The sequence below is a fragment of the Sulfitobacter sp. SH22 genome, from assembly GCF_965641905.1.
Classification (GTDB): domain Bacteria; phylum Pseudomonadota; class Alphaproteobacteria; order Rhodobacterales; family Rhodobacteraceae; genus Sulfitobacter.
The window spans coordinates 237,568-256,207 of sequence record NZ_CBFFKI010000002.1; the positions used below are offsets into that span (position 1 = coordinate 237,568).

The window sequence follows — 18,640 nt, forward strand, 5'->3', positions numbered from 1 at the left end:
TATACTGGAGAAAGGCGGCGGCGCTTATGCTGTCAACAAACGGAAGGCCGTCAGTGCCATGTCCCGTCATACCTGCAACAACGATGCAAGCGCGCTCCGCGAGCGGATGACATCAGCGAGTGTGTAGCGATCGAGTGTTGCGAAAAAAGCCTCCTGCGCCTCGGCCAGCGGATCGCGTAGACCACAGGCTGGCAGGATGAGGCAGGACCTGTTGGCCCCGAAGCATTCCACCACCGGATCATCTCGCTTCATGGCCCGAATGACCGCACCGACACTGATCTGATCTGCCGGACGTGCGAGGATCAGTCCGCCGTTGCGCCCTCTTTCCGACGCAACGAACCCCTCGCGGGCCAGTTGCGTGGCGATCTTCGACAGATGGTGATCCGACAGTCCGAACAGGGCAGCGATCTCAGAGGTAGGCACACGCTCTGGCGCGCGCACCGCCAAGGTCATCAAGACGCGCAGGGCGTAGTCAGTGAATTTGTCCAGCTGCATTCCAAATAATTAGCATTTACAATACGCATTTAAAAGCGGTATATAATGCGTATCAATAATACCGATTAAGGACCAAGATGATGACACTTTCCGAAGCATTTCTCTGGCCGGGAACAAAGGTCTGCGAACGCCTGGGCGTGGACCCTGAAGGTGAAGCAGGTCTCATCCGCTGGATGGTCAACACCCTCGTCTACCTGGTACTCAGCCTGATCGTCGTCTGGATCATTGTGGTTTGACCATGCCACCGCGCATCCCCGTCTCCGAGACACAGATCGACCGTGTCGTGTCGCAGTTCTATCAGCGTGTCAGGGCACATCCGGTTCTCGGGCCTGTCTTTGCAGGACCCGTTGCGGACGGCTCTGTCGCAAACTTTTTTGACGATTGAGTGCGGCCGTTCTGTGGACACACTTATGCTGCGAGCTCCGCAAACTGCTGGAATGCGGTGAGCCCGTTGGCGTCGAGTTGCCCCTTACGGATCATGTGTGCTGTCTCGATTCCCGCCAATGTTGCGTCGGCCGAGTGGAAGGCCTTGAAGCCAAGCATAGGGCGCGTGGTCCGCTTTATGAAACGGTGGTCTTGTTCAATGATGTTGTTGAGGTATTTGACCTGGAGGATCTTGATCGTGCTTCCAGAACCCGTGAACTTCAGGATGACGTTAACGCTTTCCAGACCCGCCAGATTGGCCCCGCTCTTGTCGATTACGACCCGATCCGGCACGCCATTGGTGCCAATTGCCCGCTTGAAGAACCGCCGCGCCGCAGCCTTGTCGCGGCGTTCAGAGAGCATGAAATCAAGGGTTTTGCCTGTCTTGTCGACGGCTCGGTAATAATAGGTCCACCGTCCCTTAACCTTGATGTAGGTTTCATCCATGCGCCAAGATATGGCGGTCGGCCGCTTCCGTGCTTGGGCATTCGCGGCGATCATGGGCGAGAACTTGATCACCCACCGGTTCAATGTCGCATGGTCAACGTCAGCGCCACGTTCAGCCATGATTTCTTCCAGGTCGCGATAGGAAACGCCATATCGCACATAGAAATACACCGCGTACAGGATCACGCTTTTAGGATAATGGGCTCCCTTGAAATCAACCGACATCCAATACACCCTGCTGCTTGTTTGTTTGAGGACCATGTCGCAAAATCAGCCAACAAACGAAAGACCGAAAAAGTTTGCATCAGAACCCTTCGATCTCCGGCATCCGCAGCATGCTGCTGTCGTCAGGGTGAACGAAGGCCAGATCAGTCCCCGCTCGATCTCCCCACAGCGCACGGCCATAATCCTCAAGGGCTTCGGCAGGCAGTTCTTCGCGTCCGATTGCGATCACTGTCGAACAGGTGCGATATCGGTTGGTGCCAAGCGCGCGCGCGCCATACCAAAGCCAATGCGCTCCGTGCAGAGGCGTTTCCAACATCCGCCAGGACACCTCTTCATCCCGAAGTCCCAAGAAATTGTGACCTGCATCCTCAAAGAACCTCAGCACAACCTTTCTGCTCGCTCCGACCAGAACACCACCCCCTTGGCCCTTCCGGTCCGCCAACACCTCTCGGCAGATCACCCGCCGCCAGTCCTCGCGCAATTCAGCCCCCTTGAGCAGGCTGCCCAGAGTCATGCGCCGATCATGAATCTGGACAATATCAGCGTTGGGACGCAACACCATGTTCGTGCTACGATGTGGTTCAACACCCAAAGCGCTGAGGATCTCAAGATCCGCATCGGCATCGAGGATAAGCATGGGTTGTCTATGATGCTGCGCGCGTCTGCGGCAGACGCGAAGAACCGTCCCAGAGGGGCTGTGCGTCAGGCGCAGACGCTCGGTCGTCGCCCTGCCGCGCTGTTTGGAATCCGCAAGGCAACTCCAGATCGCGGCATACCACGACACATCTCGGAGGACATCTTCGCCACGCGCGAGCAAGCCGGACTGCTGCGTCTCGGGCTGATCCGGGTTAGGCACGGGAATATCCGCTTGAGCTTTATATTCAAGGAGCGCAAACGCACGATAGTTGTCTTCTGTGTAGGGCAAATCCAAAGGCGATTTACCTGCCATCATAGTCTCGGTAAGCGCATGAGCGGCTGCAATAAGCTCGGCATGCGCCTCAACGCGCCCATCCTCTTTGGTATAATGCCTCAAGAAGGTGCGCGGCGATCTGAAGGCGTCGATACCGATGGTGACAAACGAGAGTTGCTGTGCCCAGAATGTTTCATCAACCACGCGTATGATGCCGCCGTATCCGTCGGGATCTGGAAGGCCAAGGTAGCTGGTCGCCATATAGCGATGGCCCAAGGCATTGGCGGCTGTAAATTGGCTCAGGTAGGCACAGCTGTCTGCATGCGGGCAGCGCGCCTCACCATGTTCGCAAAAACTCTCGCGTATATTCAGTCCCAATCGAATTCCACGCTGAACCAATTCGGATTTGCGACACATCTTTTTGTCCGGATCAGCCGGATCGGCTGCGGTGCGCCCACGGAGGACATGGGCATTCCCTGCCAGTTCATGCGCATGCCCGGCCGCTTCCTCTGAAAGGGCCAGCGTTGGCGCATGAAACACGATCGGGTCATTCCCAGCCAAGTCCCCAAGCAGCTCGCGCGCAATACGGCTTTTGCCCGCACCGGGACTGGCCGCAATAACGATCGCCGGCACAGGAGTGCCTTCCGGCACCGCCTCAGTTTTAGCAAGATGTTCGATGCCTGTTGTCAGGGCTAGCCTGAGGTTGCATTCCGCATTGTCCAACTTCGTGAACATCGTGGCCGGCGCGGGGGTGTTTGTTTGAAACGCGCCCTGCCCGCCAAAGCGGCCGGCCAGATCTCGGGGTGGTATGGTGTTCGACATGATCGTTCCTCGGATTGTTGTATCAAAGAAATCGGTCGATCCGTCTTGGCTGGGAAATATGCGCATAAAAAAGTGTCACGCCGGTCATGAACTCTAATAACCGGCATGACACCTAAGCTGTGCTTGGCCAGTCGCCTCGCGCCGTCGGCGGGTCCAAAACCAATAATCTAGTAGTGTCGTTAAGCGGGATGAGAGCCTGTGGGACCTACCGGACAAAGAGATGCAGGGATGGGTTTGAGCGACGTGTGATAAGATCGACCCACTCTGCCGTTGCGTGCTCCCCTGTGTGAGAGCACGCAACGGCAGAGCGGATCTGAACCTCGGACAGTAAGAAAGGATGAGCCAGTTTGGTGTTTTTCTCCGCGGCCGCACCTCTCCTTAGCTGCTCTGCAAACTTGACCGCATCAGCTCTCCCACCGCGCTCTGCGCGCGGCGGCTTGTCCGGGCAATCCGTCCGGCGTCACCCAAGAGAGACCCAATGACGAAAACCCAAAAACGCGCCCTGGCGCTGAACTTCCTGTCTCACAATGATCTGCAGTTGCAGCATGCCGTGCTGTTGCTCGGAGGGGCACGTGCGCTCTGGCGGCTTCAGCGACTACGCCAGTCGCTGGCGACGTCCGCGCAGTTTACCTCCGGCCATCGCAGAGGATTGAACTGGCTGGACGGCCTGCTGTCTCTGGAGCTCATCGAGCCCGTCGACCCGATGGAGTTTATGTCGATTGATCCCGATGATCCGGCGGTTTACGAAATCTGCCTGCTGAGCGAAGCCTGCGGGCAGGTAATTAAACGCCTCGGCAAGCCGGGTGATGCGGTTGCTGCCGCAGGGGGGCAGCAAGACGCCGCCTGAACCCTAAGATGGCAGGGGAAATCCTCTGCCATCTGTTTGTTGATGCTGGTCCACGCGGGCGTCTTCTTGGCGCAACCGGGACTGGCCCGTTATTTCTGCTCTGAGGCTTCATCCGTGCCAGCCTTGCCGCAATTATCGACGATTTTAGCCGTTATTGCCAGTTTGCCGTGCTCAAATTTATGCGGAGGTGTTTCTGCGGGGGTTCAGATAGGCTCGAACGGCTTGCACTCCAGGTTCTGCATCCAGGAGAGATCCGGGTGCTGCTGGAACAAGTGGCTGGCCGCCCTGATCTCGTTCATTCGGGCCGATGTCATCTTTGATCCGTGATCGCCCAGAAGAACGGCCGGTGCCATTTCTCCTGGCGCGTCGTCCTCAATCATATCCCAGATATAATTTTCGAGTAACAGCATGCCGAAACCGTTGAAATGGAGGCTGAATATAGAACCGTTTTCCGCAACGGATTCGTAGTATTCAACCACGCGTATTGTGGGCACTTCCAACGCGACAATTCCTGCCATGGCCTGCAATCTGATGTCACTGCGGGGGAACTGCTTGTGCAACGTTAACTGCCCGTCCGCGCGGACGACTGATGCCAGTAAGGTTGAACGGGGTTCGAAGAACCCGTCGGTAAACAGGGAGTGCTGCATCAGAATGCCTGTAAGGTCGCCGTCTTGGGCGGAGCCGAGGGTGGTAAAATGCTGGTTCGCGGCCTTTTCAAAATTGCTGGAAAAGACATGCGGTGTCGCAATCATTGGTGGAAGCATGAGCTTTGCAGGAGCGGCGTCGGTCTCGAGAGTGGCGCTGAGCGTCCAGCTGCCGCCCGACAGGTCCGCTTCTTTCTTCAAGGAATTGAAGACTTCTTCCAAAGACAATGCTTCGCGGCCAGGCTCCAACGCGGCGCACATCAGGAGCGCCGTCTGCAGGAAAGCGAACTGCATCGCAGTCTGTGCCTGCCAACCTTCAGCGCGGGCAATTTCTTGGATTTCGGTGTGGCAGAGGTTTGACATAGCATAGCGCGTGTTCAGCACGGGCCGACATCCAGAAAGGTTCTGCTGATGGGATTTCTGATAGTCCAGAGCGTCCCGCAGCGCAGGGTATTCAGGATCCGCTATGATTGCTTGGTATGACGCCGCAATCTTTTTGAATTCTACGGCAGGATTTGCCCCACAATCTGCGGCAAAACGGCTTCCAGATTCAATCAATGCATCGGTCAGCTTCGAAAGCCGGCCATAGCCAAAAAAATGGTCCGGGTAGTATGTGGCGATAAGAGTCGAGATGGCGCGGCTGGTGAGGGTCGTCATTGGTTTTTCCTTTTTGGGTTCGGGAGCAGACTGTTGCCGCTCGATGACCCTAAGGTTTGTCTGGCATCCAAATCAGAGAAATGGGTTTGATACATTTTCTTTGAGGGCCGCGAAATCTGGCCTCCGGAGCTTGCGATAAAACCGGGTCTAACCTTTGAGTTTAAAAGCAGAGGAAGGGCCATGGGGTCCGAGGCCTTCGATCTGTCTGTGCGCTTGTCATGCCGCACCGACAGATCGAAGGCTCATCACCCTGAGGCTTCTTGGAGGTGCGGCATCCCTCACCTAAAAAGGAGTCGTCGCATGACCGACCGCATTCAAACCCCACCAACCGCGTGGCAATCTGACCTCAAACCCAACCACATCGTAGCATTCCGTTTTCCACACGAACGCGAAAGCGTCGAGGGTCCGAAAGTCCGCCCGACGCTGGTTCTCGATGTGCTGACAATTGGTGAAGAGCGCTATGCCGTGCTGGCATATGGCACATCCAGTTCTCGCCGCCGGTCACATGATTTGCTGGTGCCAGTCACCTGTTCAGCGGAGCTTGAAGCGGCTTCCCTCAATGCCCCAACCAAGTTTGACGGCGCACGCCGCATTCTGGTACCTCTTTCGGATGCAGGGTTTTCGAGCAATCGTAAGCTTAACACGCCCGTTCTGGGCCAGTTGACCGGGACCTCAGCGGACCGGGGCGCAACCGTGCGCCGGTGTATCCGCGAGGTGTCGCGCCCGCGTCGAGCGTCCCTCTACCGCAGACGGCAGCGCGATCACGGGCACAAGGCTGACACTGACGTGCATCAGTTCCGCACAATGACACAAGCGCAGGAGGCCTATCATGTCTGATCACCTTCTCGACTATGACCCGCTCCAAGAGCAGATCCGTGCTGCACTGTCGCGTGCCGCAGGTGTGGCCCGTGATCTCGAAGCGGTGGTGCGGCACGTCCCAAAGACCTGCCGTCGTCTGATCAGAGGCCTCGTTCAGGACCTGCACCAAGGGCGCATTCTGCCGCAAAGGGTGGTGCGCGATTTGCAGGTCGTGATTGAGCATGCCGAGCGCGAAATCACCCGCGGCGAACGCCACAACATCATCGTGGATGAACACTGCGCGGAAGGGGCCTATAGCCAGATCGTCTATACGTCAGACGCCGAGGTGCTCAGAGAACGCCTGCCAAGTTTGCGGCAGATGCACACCCATCTAACCGCGATCCATCACATTTGCGCGGCTGAGGGTCTGGCGCTTGAGATGCGCACGGACCGTCAGCGGTAAGTCCGTTACCCCGGACCCGCCGAGCGCGGGTCCGGCTTGTGAGGATCGTGTTCTGTTTGCCTGAAAAGTAGGCAACAGGAATGCCCCGTAGGTGTGCCAAATACCATACAGGCATGTTGCGACATTGATCCTTCGTGGTCGATTCCGAGGTCAACCGAGGGGCTCGGGCACCCCGGGCACAAACACCCCCCAAACTGATTTTTTCTCTCAAAAGCCATTGGGGACCATCTCCCGTTTCGATCAACGAAACGAAGGAGACCAAGATGATCACATCCCCCGACGACACCTACTCTGCACGGGAGGCGGCAGAGTTCTTGCGCAAATCCGAGCGCCAAGTGCAGCGGTATCTCACCACAGGCAAGCTCAGCGGAGAGCGCCCGAATGGGCGCTGGCAGATCACGGCGCTGGCGCTGTGGAAATTCCAGGGCATCGAGCAGGAGATGAAGGACATCTGGATCGCGTACTGCATTGGGATGGCCAAAAATGACGTTCAATAAAACTGTTGAATATCAATTGGATAGGATTTCCGGGGAAATTGGCCGGTCTTCATTGGGTCGGAATGCAGTCCCCCCGTTACACCCCGATGTCGTCCCCTGTCGCCCCGTGTCTCCTGAGGGCGCGGGAGGGGGCGTCATGACTGCCCCTGACGCGGGATCCGGTGATGTTCTGGAGACCTGTTTCTCTGCGCACAGGCCTCCAGAACACCCCATATCCCTCAACTCAAAAGGTAAGACAATGTTAGATACAACACACGTTTCAGGCACCACAGCAGACGTGATTTCCGTCTTGCGGCTGACACCGATGAATGCCGGCACGCGGGTTCACACAATCACCTCCGTTCGGGCTTTACGCGAACATCTCACGGGCGGGCCGGAGATGTCGGCCGAGGCGTTTTTCCAGGTGATTGACGGCCCGATGTCCGACCTGCGGTCTCAACTCGGGACGCATCATGCGCAGATCATCTCTGATGTGGGGCGTGCAAAACGGGCGTGGTCCGATCCGTTCCGGCGCAATCTGGTTTTGCGGATGCGCGGGCAGTTGCCAACATTGAAAGATGCGCAGGAGGCGGCACAGGCAAGCTTTAAGTCTGACCAGGCCAAACGCACCATAGAGGCCCTGCATCAACTGGCGCTGTCGCGTGCCACGACGCCAGACAACATTATTGCAACGGCCGTGGTCATTGAGCCGTTGCTGCGGACACTTATTCCCGAAGATCTGGGCGTGCACACGAAGAAATCCCTGTCGAACAAGATCTCACAGATCCGGGCCGCCGTGAAACTGGTTGATCCCAATGCGATCAGTGGTCGGGAGGCGGATGTCAAAGCCCTCCCGGAGGTCTGGCAGGCATTGCTGAAGGAGCTGCTGTCCAAGGTCCCGGATCATGCGAAATCCGTGAAGGCGGTCCTGCGGCGCCTTGCGCTGAGCGCGGACCGCGACGCGCTGCTCCCAAGGCAGGTGCATGCAGCGTTTCTCAAGAACTTTGTGGCGTATGAGGCGGCGACCAAATCGGACAGCCACAAAGAAAAGCTGCGCAGTGCCGGTCGGATCTGGAATGAGGAGATCTTGCGGGCGGGTCTGGAGGCCGCGCGTTTCGAGCTGGCCGGCAATTCCAGACGCTTGCCTGACGTCGCCTGGAAAGACGTCCCCGAGGGCATCAGGGCGCGCATGGATGCTCTGACAGACCGCATGGTAGCCCCGCAAGGGGAGGAAGACTGGTCTTCGTTTATCGAAGATACCGATGATCTCGGCCTCGGCGACTTGACGACATCGCCTGCGGCATCTGAGGGCAAGATTCCGCGTGAGCCGGGGACGCAGCGCAATCTGCGCAACGCGGTAAAACGCGTCTGGCATGCAGCGCAGACTGACCCTGCGGTGAAGACAAAGCCGCAGCAGCTCGAAGATCTGTTCCGCCAGGACTGTCTTCTGGCGACCATCGGGGCGATCAGAAAGAAGCGGCAGGGCCGTGTAGACGCAAAAGGCCAGAAATGGGACGACCACAAGAAGGGACGCTACGAGTGCTCACTCGTGCAGGCGCTCTATTCAGTTGGGAAGTCCTGCGCGCTGTCGGAGGATATTCTGGAGCCGGTCAGAGCGTTGACCCTCAAGCTGGATCCCAGCATCGTCGGCTCGAAGGTGAAACCTGACGGCACGCTGCGCTACATTTACGAAGAGCGCAAGATTGGCAAGCACCACGAAAGCATGCTGCGTCAGTTCAACGAGGCATCAGCGCTGTCGCGCTGGTTCAAAGCGCCACGGGTCCTCTGGGCGCAAGCTGAGAAATGGACACGTGAGGGCAAAAAGGCACCTACGTTGGCACAGGCTGCCCTGGCGCGCTCGGCAGTGATTGCGCAGTTGGAGCAACGTGTGACGCCGATGCGGCGTGGAAACCTGGCGCGCTTGCGTGCTTTTGGTGATCAGCGCCATCTGAGCCTGCCGATTGGCGCAGGGGAGGGGACGCTGATCCTGCCCGCGGCAGAGATGAAGAACCTCAGGTCCGTTTATGTTTCGATCGACCCGGAGACCGTTCGGATGTTGCAACGTTTCATCGCCATTTATCGTCCAGTCTTTGCCAAGAATGCAAATGCCCATCCCGAGAACGAGCATCTGTTCCCCGGTGCGGCCGACGCGCGCAAAGAGCGTGGTGAGACCGGGGGCTATGCGGCGGGCTTTGGCTATATGACCAAGGAAAAGCTGTGCCAGCGCTTTCGGGAGCACATCTGGAAACACTGCCAGCTGCGTATGGATCTGCAGGTGATGCGCCACATTGCCGGTAAGGTCATTCTGGATATGGACCCCAGTGCGATGGGTCTCGTCCAAGAGGTCCTGGGTCACAAGCGTATTGAGACGACGATGTCGTATTACGCCGAAGTCAGCAAAATCATCGCGCAGAAAAACTATCTGCAGCTGCTCGATCAGTACACGCGGCGCGTGATGTCGCACGTGGATTTCCGCATCGAAATTGAACAAGAGAAAGGAGACTAAGCCATGGTACCACATCGCCTATCCAAGCCGTCCTCAGATTGGCCAGTGGAGATTCGCAGCAGATTTGACGCCGCCTTTGCACATGCAACGCCGCATCAGGCCCCCCGCCTGCGACAGGCTCTGGGGCGATGGCTGCTCGCCGCCGAGCGCGATGATCTCCCGCCGGACCTGATCACGCCTGCTTTGCTGGAACAACGGACAGCGCATCTGGAGCCTGCAATGGCCGCGGCCATGCGGCAGGCATTGCACGCCGTTTTCCCGCAGGCCCGGGTATTTGGCCGCGAGAGCCGTGTCGAGGTCGAGAGCAAACGCATGGCTTTGGCGCGCGAAATTGAGCGAAACTGGCACCGTTTGCCCGAGGCGTGGCAGCAGGTCCTCAAGCCGAAACTGCACTTCTGTCCGGAAGGTCTGGAAGATGGGCTTCTCGTCGAAGCCTGGTCTGTCGATACGTTGAGGTCGCGGTTGCAGACGGTGTGGGGCTTCTTTGATTTTTGCCGTGATCATGGGCTGCCATCAGAGATTACCCGCCAGACGGTTGCGCGGCGTCTCGATGATCGTCAAGACGGCTTCAGGACGGGGACGGTCTCAATCAAGACGGTCTACCGGGAACTCCAGCGCCTCAAGAATGTTGATCAGGCCCTGTTTCCCGAACACGATTGGGCGTGGGCTGACGCGGCGCTCAAGAACCTGCAAAAGAAAGCCAATCTGCAACCATCCCGAAATGATGCGCGGATCGTGGACCTCGCGGAACTGCGCATGGCAGCCGCCTGCTGCTGCGATGTCGCGGCAGAGTGGCATAAAACTAACCCCTCCTTCAGGGCCCAAATGAGCGTCAACAAGTTGGCCCGTACGGGTCTTGCGATCAGTTTGCTGGTGAACTCTCCGATCCGGCTGGAATCCCTGTCAACGTTAGACCTCCGGGAGAATTTTGACCCCACCTTCACGCGGCTTTATCTCGGCCCTCATCAAACTAAAGACAAAAAGCGGGATGAGCGCCTGTTGACACCACAGGTCCAGCAGCAGCTGCGCGACTACCTCAATTACCACAGGGCTGCCGTCGCCCCGACGGATGAAACAGCGTTGTTCGTCGGCAGCCGCGGGAAGCCTGTCGCCCGAGGATATCTGAGCCAGACCATTGGAGATCAATGCCAGAAGCTCTTTGGCAAGCGCGTCACACCGCAGGTGATCCGCAATATTGTCGCCGGCTTTATTGTCTCGCAAGCCCCTGAGCGGGCCAATCTCGCAACTGTCCTGCTGAACCACTCCTCGCCGACCTCCACGGAATCCTACCGCGCAAATGGAACACAGGTCATCGCAGCGCAAAAGCTGCGATCGGCTAATGATGAGGGACGCAAGACATATGGCATTGTGCCAGAGGTGTCTTTCACAGCCGCGAAGAAACCCCGCCGCGGCAGAGCGACGCCGCAGCGGCGGTCTCGGCGGGGTTAGCCATACGGTTCGATGACAATCTCAGAAACTTTGAGAAAAACGGATCAAAACGCTTTGCAGAAAAACAGACGGTTCAATCTTCTCTTTGGTCCAGCGAGGAATGAGCCTCGCAGGAGCCCAAAACAAGGCTGAGAAGCCAACAAGATAAGAAGGATGAATGTCAAATGGACTCAAGAGATATGATGATGATGGAAATTGGACTTGGAGGATTTACCGGTGATGTGCAGCAGAAGACAGAGATTTTTGCAGACTTATCAGGGCTAAAACTTTTCATCACCGCCGATGTCGAAAATGGGAAAGTTAAGTATTTGGAGGTTATGTTTTTAGCGTCACAAAAGCATGTCTTGTTTTCGACTTCAAAACTTGGAAACGGGTGGTACCAGACCTTTTCCAAGGGCTTCGGCTGCGACAATGTCCTGATCTTTCAGGAAAATAACGATATGGTCGTCAATCAACTGCTGCCGGTTTTGGACCAGGCATACGAGCTCATCCCATGGGAACATATTCCGCGCGTTTCTCTCGCTGAGCTGAATGAAGAGCAACGTGCTCTCATTCAAGATTTTTTGCCACAGGCCTTCGGCACGAGCCAGAAGGTTCGAGGTGCCTTTGGTGAGTTATTCTTCGTGCTGGCCGAGGGTCTCAGGGACGCGCATCTAGCAGATGATGAAACATCAAAGAATGAAGCGCGCCGTAAACGGTTGATCAAACAATTCCGCGCGCTCCCGACAGGAACGATCTTGATCGATGAGAGTTGGCCACAAGAAGTAGGGATCGTTTCAGATCACAAAGGCGTCCGAACAAAGCGTTCATTGTTGCTCCGGGAACAAGACCGCGAATACCATTTGGACATGGAGCGCAGTGTGCGCGATCGTTTTGTCCTCCTGACGGCAGAGCGGTTGAAAAAACTACCTACAGGCCTGCTGTCTTCGCATGAAACCGTTGCAGCGCTTGCCCGCCAGAAAGAAATCGCACACCGGTTCCCCGATTTGGCGTGATGCACGCAATGGCTAACGTGTGGTAGGGTAGGCGGGCTAGACCCCGCCCATCAGCACATCCAACAGAAACGCGCCATGGCGCTCAAGCTCGTTATTGCTGTTATCATGTTCTGGAACACGGTCTACATGGACAAAGCTGCCAGCCATCTTGCCAAGACCAGCCCGCTATACGATGCCGCGCTCCTAACACACACATCACCGCTCGGACCATCGCAGCCAAACCGCTCAAGGACGAATGGCTGATCGTGGCAACCAATGTCGAGGCGCAGACCGCGCTGCGGACCTACCGCAAAAGGTGGGCGATCGAGAGCATCTTCGGCGATGCCAAGACCCGCGGCCTCAACATCGAGGACACCCGCCTGACTGATCCGCGCAAGCTCGGCCTGCTCATGGCGTTTGTCGCGCTGGCCATTGCCTGGGCTGGCCGCGCCGCTGCAGACCATCTCGGAAAACACACGCCGCGCCAAAAAAGCCACGGCCACTACGCAAAGCCTTGCTTTCGAACCGGCTTCGACCACATCCGCAACCGCCTAAGAACAGACCCGCTTGAAGCCATTCAACCGTGGCATAGGCTAACCCTGAAACGGTCGAAAACCGAGGGAGCCGTGTAGTGTGATCCTACGCACAAACCTTCCGATGGGGCCCGGTTCGGGCGGGCCGAACGAAAGCGGCTTTGAGCCGCAAGGACGCGCTTGCAATCGCTAAGACAATAGGCCGCCGACGTATTGATTGCGGGCCTCACCCGGAGGCTTGCGCCAGAACCGGCGATGAAAGTAGCAGTCTACTGGCCGATACGCGCAGAGCCCAATCTCAGGCCCTGGATGGCGACCCTCCATGCAGCAGATGCACAGGTTTTGCTCCCCGTCGTGATAGAGAAAAACCAACCGCTGGAATTTCACAGCTGGTCTCCCGACTGCCGGATGGCACGCGGCGTTTGGGATATTCTCGTGCCTGCCGACGGCGTCGCGGTGACGCCTGACGTGGTTATCGCACCACTGGTCGGCGCAGATCGGGCGGGGTTCAGGCTGGGAAATGGTGGGGGGTATTACGATCGAGCCCTCGCCCTTTTTGAGCCGCGCCCGCAGATTATCGGTGTCGGCGACGCGGGATGTCTGATACCGACCATTTATCCGATGCCGTGGGATATCCCCATAAACGAGATCCTGCTGTCTGACGGGACCTGGTTGAAACCGTCCCATATGCAGAGATCGACCCACTGCGGATAGCGATGCGTCCCGTACCCTCAGAAATGTACAAATGCCGCAGAAGATTGTCGCTGCCGCGGGACCAGACCGTATGATTGGCTGGTCCCGCGATCTGGTCCGCTCGTGGCAAATAGAGCAGAGTTAGCCGAGAGGCGCTCATCTAAGCCATTAGGCGGACCAACCACAGATGAGAGGGCCATGCTTCATGACTTCTGAGCGGAGCAACTCCACGATTGCCGGATAATAGCAAATCAGATGCGCAAGGTCCTCTTCTCGCGCGTCCAGTTCGTATAGACTATCCGGAATTTCGTTCAGAGCTTTTGACGCTGCAACTTTGCAGTATATAAAGAGCCATGCCAGCCTGTAAGCGGCAACGTTAATTGTATCGAGGGTGATGTAGAAATCGTCGTACTCATCTCTTACGCGCCCGCCTATTTCTTCGTCGAATAGAGATAAAAATTCGTTGTGATTCCGAAGATAGAAAATCTCCTTCTTATTGCGATAAAAGCCAATATCTAGTCCCATTCTGTATCCTTTAATTTTGATGGTTAGCGTGGGTGACACGAGTGTGTGTCTAAGATGAATGTGGGTCCCTATTTTTTTGGCGGAAACGGAGTTTTATATTTACTTGAAAAAGTTTCCGTCAGAGCGATCAGGACCCGATGTGACCGCGTACATACATGGCCTGCGCACTCCCGATGTCGTGGGGCGTGCGCAAGCGAGCTTGCCTTGTTAAGAATTAAGCCCAAGACCAGCCGGGTAGTCTTCAGCTGGCTGGAACCCGCTAGCTACAAGATGGCATACTGATGGCGTCGAGATATCAGTAAGAGCCGTAATCCAGTTGGTCGCAGAAAATGAAGGGCTTGGTGCTCAGTTTGCCAGATTGCTTGCATCGGGTTGCGAATTATGAAGTATGCTGGAAAGAATGTGGCAAGCTGATCGATAGGCTTCCCGTTTGCTTGGCAGCGGACTGTGAGTTGGTGTCCCGATCACGTGGGGTAAGCCTTCTGGAACTTTTTTATAATAAAGTCAGCAGCCCTCAATTTTGTGCAATACTACATTTGAGATCCACTTCTGTTGACTAATAAAGATTTGGGTTCGATTGAAATTTGTAAAAACGCATTTCGATAAAAGAATGCGATTGCACAAAAATTCATATTGAGACCAGCGGGTTACGAATGTTGCCTTGCTACGGGTAATTTCAGTCGCGGTTTATCGGTAGGTATTATCGGCATCCGCTACGTCATCCCCTGCCTCGCAATCAGGGCAGGGGAGACGTGGCGATGCCGTTCAGTGTCCTTTCATTTTGAGGGTGAGTGTGTACGACACCGGCGTTTGTCTGAAATGCTGCACAAGCATCCAAAACCTTTAGTCCGAGGAAAGATGTTAGTTTTAAAGGCGCGACCGCCTGAGGCAAAGGTGGGTCTCCTCTATTAGTATCTATATAGCGAATTCCCACCCTTGGTAGGCGCGGCCAACTTCCGGCCCTTCAAATACCTGAATGTTCACCATCAAGAATATGACCATCGAACGGTGGTGATGTGTGCTGTTGACCCTGCACCCAAGATCAAGTGTTCCCCGACCCCGATATGATTTTTTGAAAAGCGCCTTTTTTCATGAAAGTCGTTTTTCAAAAATTCAATCGCATCCACGTCCTTTCTATAATTAACCAACTCAAAGAGAATGTATAACAATGACACAGACAACTTCGCAAACTACCGCCCAAACAAGCAGCTTTTTACACCTCGTAGAGAGTGCGCTTCGTGCTAAAGGGCGCTTCCCTTGTGCACGCCCTGAGATGGCTCATAGTCTTCACCTCCGCGAGTTACATAGTTTCACGCTCGAAAAGCGAGCCGGCGGATGGGGCGCGGTCATCGCATTCAAAGATGTTCCAGGAGATACTATGAACCACGCTGTCACAGAGACTTACCCATCGAAACAAGAGGCATTTATGGATGGGGCGGAAACTCTTTGTGTCATCCTCACTGGAGATTCTACCTTGCCCTTCTTCATTGCGAGAGAGGAGCTAGTGGTCGCCGGTTACGGAACGTGCGGATATTCTGGCTCTTTCATCATGAAAATGGAGCTTCCCTGGCTCTGATCTGCCGCTCTGCCATCAGCTTACGTCATTTAGCCTGCCGTTTAATCGCCTACTACTTCTTGGTCTAAAAGATGGCTGACGCAAGATGAACGCGTTCGGCCGAGAACCTTCAGTTCTCGGCCGACAGGACCTGCAGCCAATATCTATTTTTAAATGGCCTCAACAACGGCAGTGTCGTCGTCTCCGGCAATGCCGGAATCCTCAGTAACTACGTGCTTGTCATAATCCGGCCAGAGCTCTCGCGATCGCTGCTGTGCGTCTGCGGCATTCGTAAACACGACGGCAGGCGTGGGATGGCCACCACGCCTGCCCTTCGAAAGCTGTACACTGGTCGCTGACATGCCCATGTCAGCCGCAATGGCCATTGTCCAATCCAGAACGTCAGGGGTGCGGAGTTTCTTTCTAAATTCTGTTGCCAACTTCAACGTGTGAAACACTTTATCCGCATCGCCGAACAGCCCGGCAGCAGACAGACGCAATCCCTTCAGCTTTTGTCCTTTGCCGTCACGGATCGCGCGTTCTAATTTCTGATACTTTAGGGAAACCTGTACGTTAGTTTTTTCCTGAACGAGAGCGTCGAATTTTAACCATTCGTCGACTGGAAGGCCAGGCAATGGAACGTTGCTTAGCACGAGGACCCGCTTGGGAATATTTGCGTCAAGCAGTCGCAACCGCGCGATTGCCTGTTCTGACTGCGCCTCGCGACCTTGCTGCAGCAAGCATGCTCCACGAGGGTCTGGATGGCTCTGGAACTTCGCCTCCACACGCTTGTTGCCTGCGCGCAGAATGCTGGTCTTGGAAGAAACCAGTTTTTCATCCGTAGTCAGGTCAAGCGGCACGTCACTATCTCCAAAGACTGCGCGCAACTGGTCTTCGATCGTTACTACTGGAAGTTGTAAACGGCCCACCAGAATAATGGTGGCAAAGTCACTATACGTGTTTATCCCCAGCAATTTCGACCCGAACCGCCTTACTGTAGCGCCGTAAAGCTTTTGCGGCTTTGTAGATGTTTCCTCGAAGATTTTGCCGTCGTCTTTGTAAAGTGCATGCAAGACAGCCGTGGTCGCCACAACAAGCACATTATTGCTTTGAGCGCGTTCCACTTCGCGCTTGATGATCGTGACAACGTCTGACCGTTGCTTTTGTCGACCTTCCGCTTTGAAGGTAGAGGACGCGAGTGTCCTGTCGCTCACTTGGATCACATGTGCCTTTGGGCGTACGAGTAATCGTTCAAACTGGGCATTACCGCAAAATCTGCGTACAATAGTTTCGTCGAGATCTGCATCTAACAATATTGTTGGGGCATCGGCGGGTAGGTCTGCAAGTCGATGCAATTTGACGAGGGCGCGGTAGTCCGACTGTTCAGAGGGTTTCGCTAAGCTGAGGCGCTCTGTTCCGCGATGGTCTATTGTATTTGCCAACAGGTCGCAAATCAAAGACCGGACGCGAATGCTGTTGGCCGCTGCATGGTCGAACGTATCTACTTTCATCCGGACGATGTCATCTGGGGACCGCAGATCAAGTTCTAAAGTGGGAACGGCCATCTCTTCAGCGGTGGCAAGATCGCGTAAGGTTTCCGCTGATATATCGCTGTCGCGCAACGCCAGGTGCACCGGTGTTTTAGCTTTCAACGCAGATGTGACTGCAGCCTGCATTGTTGAATAGGCGCCAGACAAATTACGGGCTTTCAAGTGATCTGGCGCAAAAAGCCAAGCGTCGTGCGGCAACGTCTGAAGATCGATCATTTCTTTCCAGAATTTTTCATCGATGATCCGCAACGCAACGTTTCCCGACAACGGTGGCTTGGATTTAAGATATGAATGAGCAAGAAAAACAACATGGTTCTTCTCTGTCTTTTCTTGTGCGAGATAAGGGCATCCCTTCGCGCAGGCAGCTTCGAAGCTTTCGCCGTTCGGGTTATCCTCACGGCAAATGGCCCGCGTAACCGATTTCGCGCTCTTTGCCACCTTCTTGGCAAGGTCTGCTCGCTCGCACATCGGGGCGCGCGTTTCGGGATTGATAGCGCTTCTGCCGCGCATCACGAAACTTGGGTGGTCCGACTTTAAATCTTTGAAGGTTCTCTCTGCTTCAACGGCCAGATCAAGCGTCGGTACGTAAAAAAGGATATGACCGTTTTCCAGAAAGTCATGCCCATGCTGGGCAATGCACTCCAAAGCCGTACGCGTCTTGCCAAGGCCCGCTGAAACCTTGAGGCCGAGGACTGGGGGGTGTTCACCATCGTCGGTTTGTTTCCAACCGACATTACTCGTCAAGAACTGTGAAATATGCTCCTTGAGTTTATGACGGGCTGGCTGGAGACCGAGCCAAGTTTCGTGAGAATGTTCCGGATGAAGTTCGGTTTTGTTATCAAGCATTGTACGTGTAATTCCGTCTTCACAGCAATCTATAGCCATGACTTCAAGGTTGACCTCGAAATTTTAACGCTTTGGAAAGGCATCATAATTTAGGGTTCGATGTCGTGGTCCTAAAAGGGAAAATCCTGAACGGAAAGTCTCAAACCGAATTTTAGTAAGCGTGTCGCACCAGCAGCACAGTTTAACAAATGCGGCGGTCAGTTAGCCTTCCCATTTACGCTAGAAAGGCTCCTGCATGATCTTGCGTTAAGGGCCTTTGGGAGCTGCAAATTGGCCTGTAATGATGGTGCCTTGAACAAGGTAGGGAAGGGGAGGTCCTTCTGCTATATCTACGCGCTCCTCATGCCGCGCAGACATAAAAAAGGACACCCCAACAAATTGCTTGCACGGTTTTCCTAAACTCAAACAGGTGAAGTTACAGGATCGATTGCTTTCTGACCGCGTCACCCAAGATATGCCATCCTTTCGATATTCAATCGCCAGCGAAACCGCGTCTCACAGGCAAGCCCGCCTGTTGGGACTAAATCGTGCCAAGCCATCGTCAGGTCATCAAAGCGAGAAAGCTGGCTGCGCCGACGCAGTGAGGCGTGCTTGATGCCTGAGGTGCAGGGCGCCGCTCTGCCTTAAATACGATCCTGCGCGGCGCTGACCACGACCCAAGCCCTCGAGGGCGCAAACCGCTTCAATTCACGCTACCGCAGCTGGAGAAGCCCTGTGTCGCTTTAAAAGAAGCCATCTCTTGTAAGAAGATGGGCTGATCTGGAGAACATCCCAAACAGTGATGCGTTTGGTATCTCCAGAA

The 18,640-nt window shown here is 55.4% G+C and carries 16 protein-coding genes and 1 pseudogene; 11 read left to right on the forward strand and 6 right to left on the reverse strand.

Going from position 1 to position 18,640, the window contains the following annotated elements:
• Nucleotides 1-66: 66 nt before the first annotated feature.
• A complete protein-coding gene (locus tag ACSQ13_RS01470) occupies nucleotides 67-495 on the reverse strand; it encodes an RrF2 family transcriptional regulator (protein ID WP_295512912.1) in 429 nt (142 codons plus the stop codon).
• Between the two features lie 77 nt (nucleotides 496-572).
• On the opposite strand from ACSQ13_RS01470, the gene ACSQ13_RS01475 reads away from it, so the two are divergent.
• Complete coding sequence (locus ACSQ13_RS01475) at nucleotides 573-731, forward strand: hypothetical protein (protein WP_435988095.1); 159 nt, start codon at nucleotides 573-575, stop codon at nucleotides 729-731.
• Nucleotides 732-903: 172 nt separating this feature from the next.
• On the opposite strand, the gene ACSQ13_RS01480 is transcribed toward ACSQ13_RS01475, so the two are convergent.
• The gene (locus ACSQ13_RS01480) at nucleotides 904-1,590 is read right to left on the reverse strand and encodes an IS6 family transposase (protein ID WP_295512910.1); all 687 of its coding nucleotides are present in this window, start codon (nucleotides 1,588-1,590) and stop codon (nucleotides 904-906) included.
• A gap of 79 nt (nucleotides 1,591-1,669) precedes the next feature.
• Nucleotides 1,670-3,322, reverse strand: coding sequence for a hypothetical protein (locus ACSQ13_RS01485; protein WP_435988096.1), 1,653 nt, complete (start codon nucleotides 3,320-3,322; stop codon nucleotides 1,670-1,672).
• 478 nt (nucleotides 3,323-3,800) lie between these two features.
• Here ACSQ13_RS01485 and ACSQ13_RS01490 point away from each other — a divergent pair, with 478 nt between their 5' ends.
• Nucleotides 3,801-4,169, forward strand: a complete 369-nt coding sequence (locus tag ACSQ13_RS01490; RefSeq protein WP_295512907.1) for a hypothetical protein — start codon at nucleotides 3,801-3,803, stop codon at nucleotides 4,167-4,169.
• A 203-nt stretch (nucleotides 4,170-4,372) separates the two neighbouring features.
• Here the strand turns inward: ACSQ13_RS01490 and ACSQ13_RS01495 are convergent, their stop codons facing one another.
• Nucleotides 4,373-5,470: a hypothetical protein gene (locus ACSQ13_RS01495; RefSeq protein ID WP_295512906.1), complete on the reverse strand. Its 1,098-nt coding sequence runs from the start codon at nucleotides 5,468-5,470 to the stop codon at nucleotides 4,373-4,375.
• Nucleotides 5,471-5,770: 300 nt separating this feature from the next.
• Between ACSQ13_RS01495 and ACSQ13_RS01500 the strand changes: the two genes are divergently transcribed.
• The 9 genes and pseudogenes from ACSQ13_RS01500 (at nucleotide 5,771) to ACSQ13_RS01540 (ending at nucleotide 13,383) form a co-directional block, all read left to right on the forward strand.
• On the forward strand, nucleotides 5,771-6,307 hold the full coding sequence (locus tag ACSQ13_RS01500) for a hypothetical protein (RefSeq protein WP_295512905.1): 537 nt from the start codon (nucleotides 5,771-5,773) through the stop codon (nucleotides 6,305-6,307).
• A complete protein-coding gene (locus ACSQ13_RS01505) occupies nucleotides 6,300-6,731 on the forward strand; it encodes a hypothetical protein (protein WP_295512904.1) in 432 nt (143 codons plus the stop codon). The genes ACSQ13_RS01500 and ACSQ13_RS01505 overlap by 8 nt, the downstream gene beginning before the upstream one ends.
• A gap of 263 nt (nucleotides 6,732-6,994) precedes the next feature.
• Nucleotides 6,995-7,228 (forward strand): helix-turn-helix domain-containing protein, encoded by a 234-nt coding sequence (locus tag ACSQ13_RS01510; RefSeq protein ID WP_295512903.1) that lies wholly within the window; start codon nucleotides 6,995-6,997, stop codon nucleotides 7,226-7,228.
• A gap of 238 nt (nucleotides 7,229-7,466) precedes the next feature.
• On the forward strand, nucleotides 7,467-9,713 hold the full coding sequence (locus ACSQ13_RS01515; RefSeq protein ID WP_295512902.1) for a hypothetical protein: 2,247 nt from the start codon (nucleotides 7,467-7,469) through the stop codon (nucleotides 9,711-9,713).
• Nucleotides 9,714-9,716: 3 nt separating this feature from the next.
• Nucleotides 9,717-11,162 carry a hypothetical protein gene (locus tag ACSQ13_RS01520; RefSeq protein WP_295512901.1) on the forward strand — a complete coding sequence of 482 codons (1,446 nt, stop codon included), beginning with the start codon at nucleotides 9,717-9,719 and terminating at the stop codon, nucleotides 11,160-11,162.
• Nucleotides 11,163-11,341: 179 nt separating this feature from the next.
• The gene (locus ACSQ13_RS01525) at nucleotides 11,342-12,157 is read left to right on the forward strand and encodes a hypothetical protein (protein ID WP_435988097.1); all 816 of its coding nucleotides are present in this window, start codon (nucleotides 11,342-11,344) and stop codon (nucleotides 12,155-12,157) included.
• Nucleotides 12,158-12,217: 60 nt separating this feature from the next.
• Nucleotides 12,218-12,364, forward strand: a pseudogene (locus ACSQ13_RS01530) (Tn3 family transposase); the annotation flags it as partial.
• Nucleotides 12,365-12,366: 2 nt separating this feature from the next.
• Nucleotides 12,367-12,768, forward strand: a complete 402-nt coding sequence (locus tag ACSQ13_RS01535) for a transposase (protein ID WP_435988103.1) — start codon at nucleotides 12,367-12,369, stop codon at nucleotides 12,766-12,768.
• Nucleotides 12,769-12,882: 114 nt separating this feature from the next.
• On the forward strand, nucleotides 12,883-13,383 hold the full coding sequence (locus ACSQ13_RS01540) for a 5-formyltetrahydrofolate cyclo-ligase (RefSeq protein WP_295512897.1): 501 nt from the start codon (nucleotides 12,883-12,885) through the stop codon (nucleotides 13,381-13,383).
• 147 nt (nucleotides 13,384-13,530) lie between these two features.
• Here the strand turns inward: ACSQ13_RS01540 and ACSQ13_RS01545 are convergent, their stop codons facing one another.
• Both ACSQ13_RS01545 and ACSQ13_RS01550 read right to left on the reverse strand, forming a co-directional pair.
• Nucleotides 13,531-13,887, reverse strand: a complete 357-nt coding sequence (locus ACSQ13_RS01545; protein ID WP_295512896.1) for a hypothetical protein — start codon at nucleotides 13,885-13,887, stop codon at nucleotides 13,531-13,533.
• A 1,725-nt stretch (nucleotides 13,888-15,612) separates the two neighbouring features.
• Nucleotides 15,613-17,838, reverse strand: coding sequence for a hypothetical protein (locus ACSQ13_RS01550; protein ID WP_295512895.1), 2,226 nt, complete (start codon nucleotides 17,836-17,838; stop codon nucleotides 15,613-15,615).
• Between the last annotated feature and the right edge of the window lie 802 nt (nucleotides 17,839-18,640).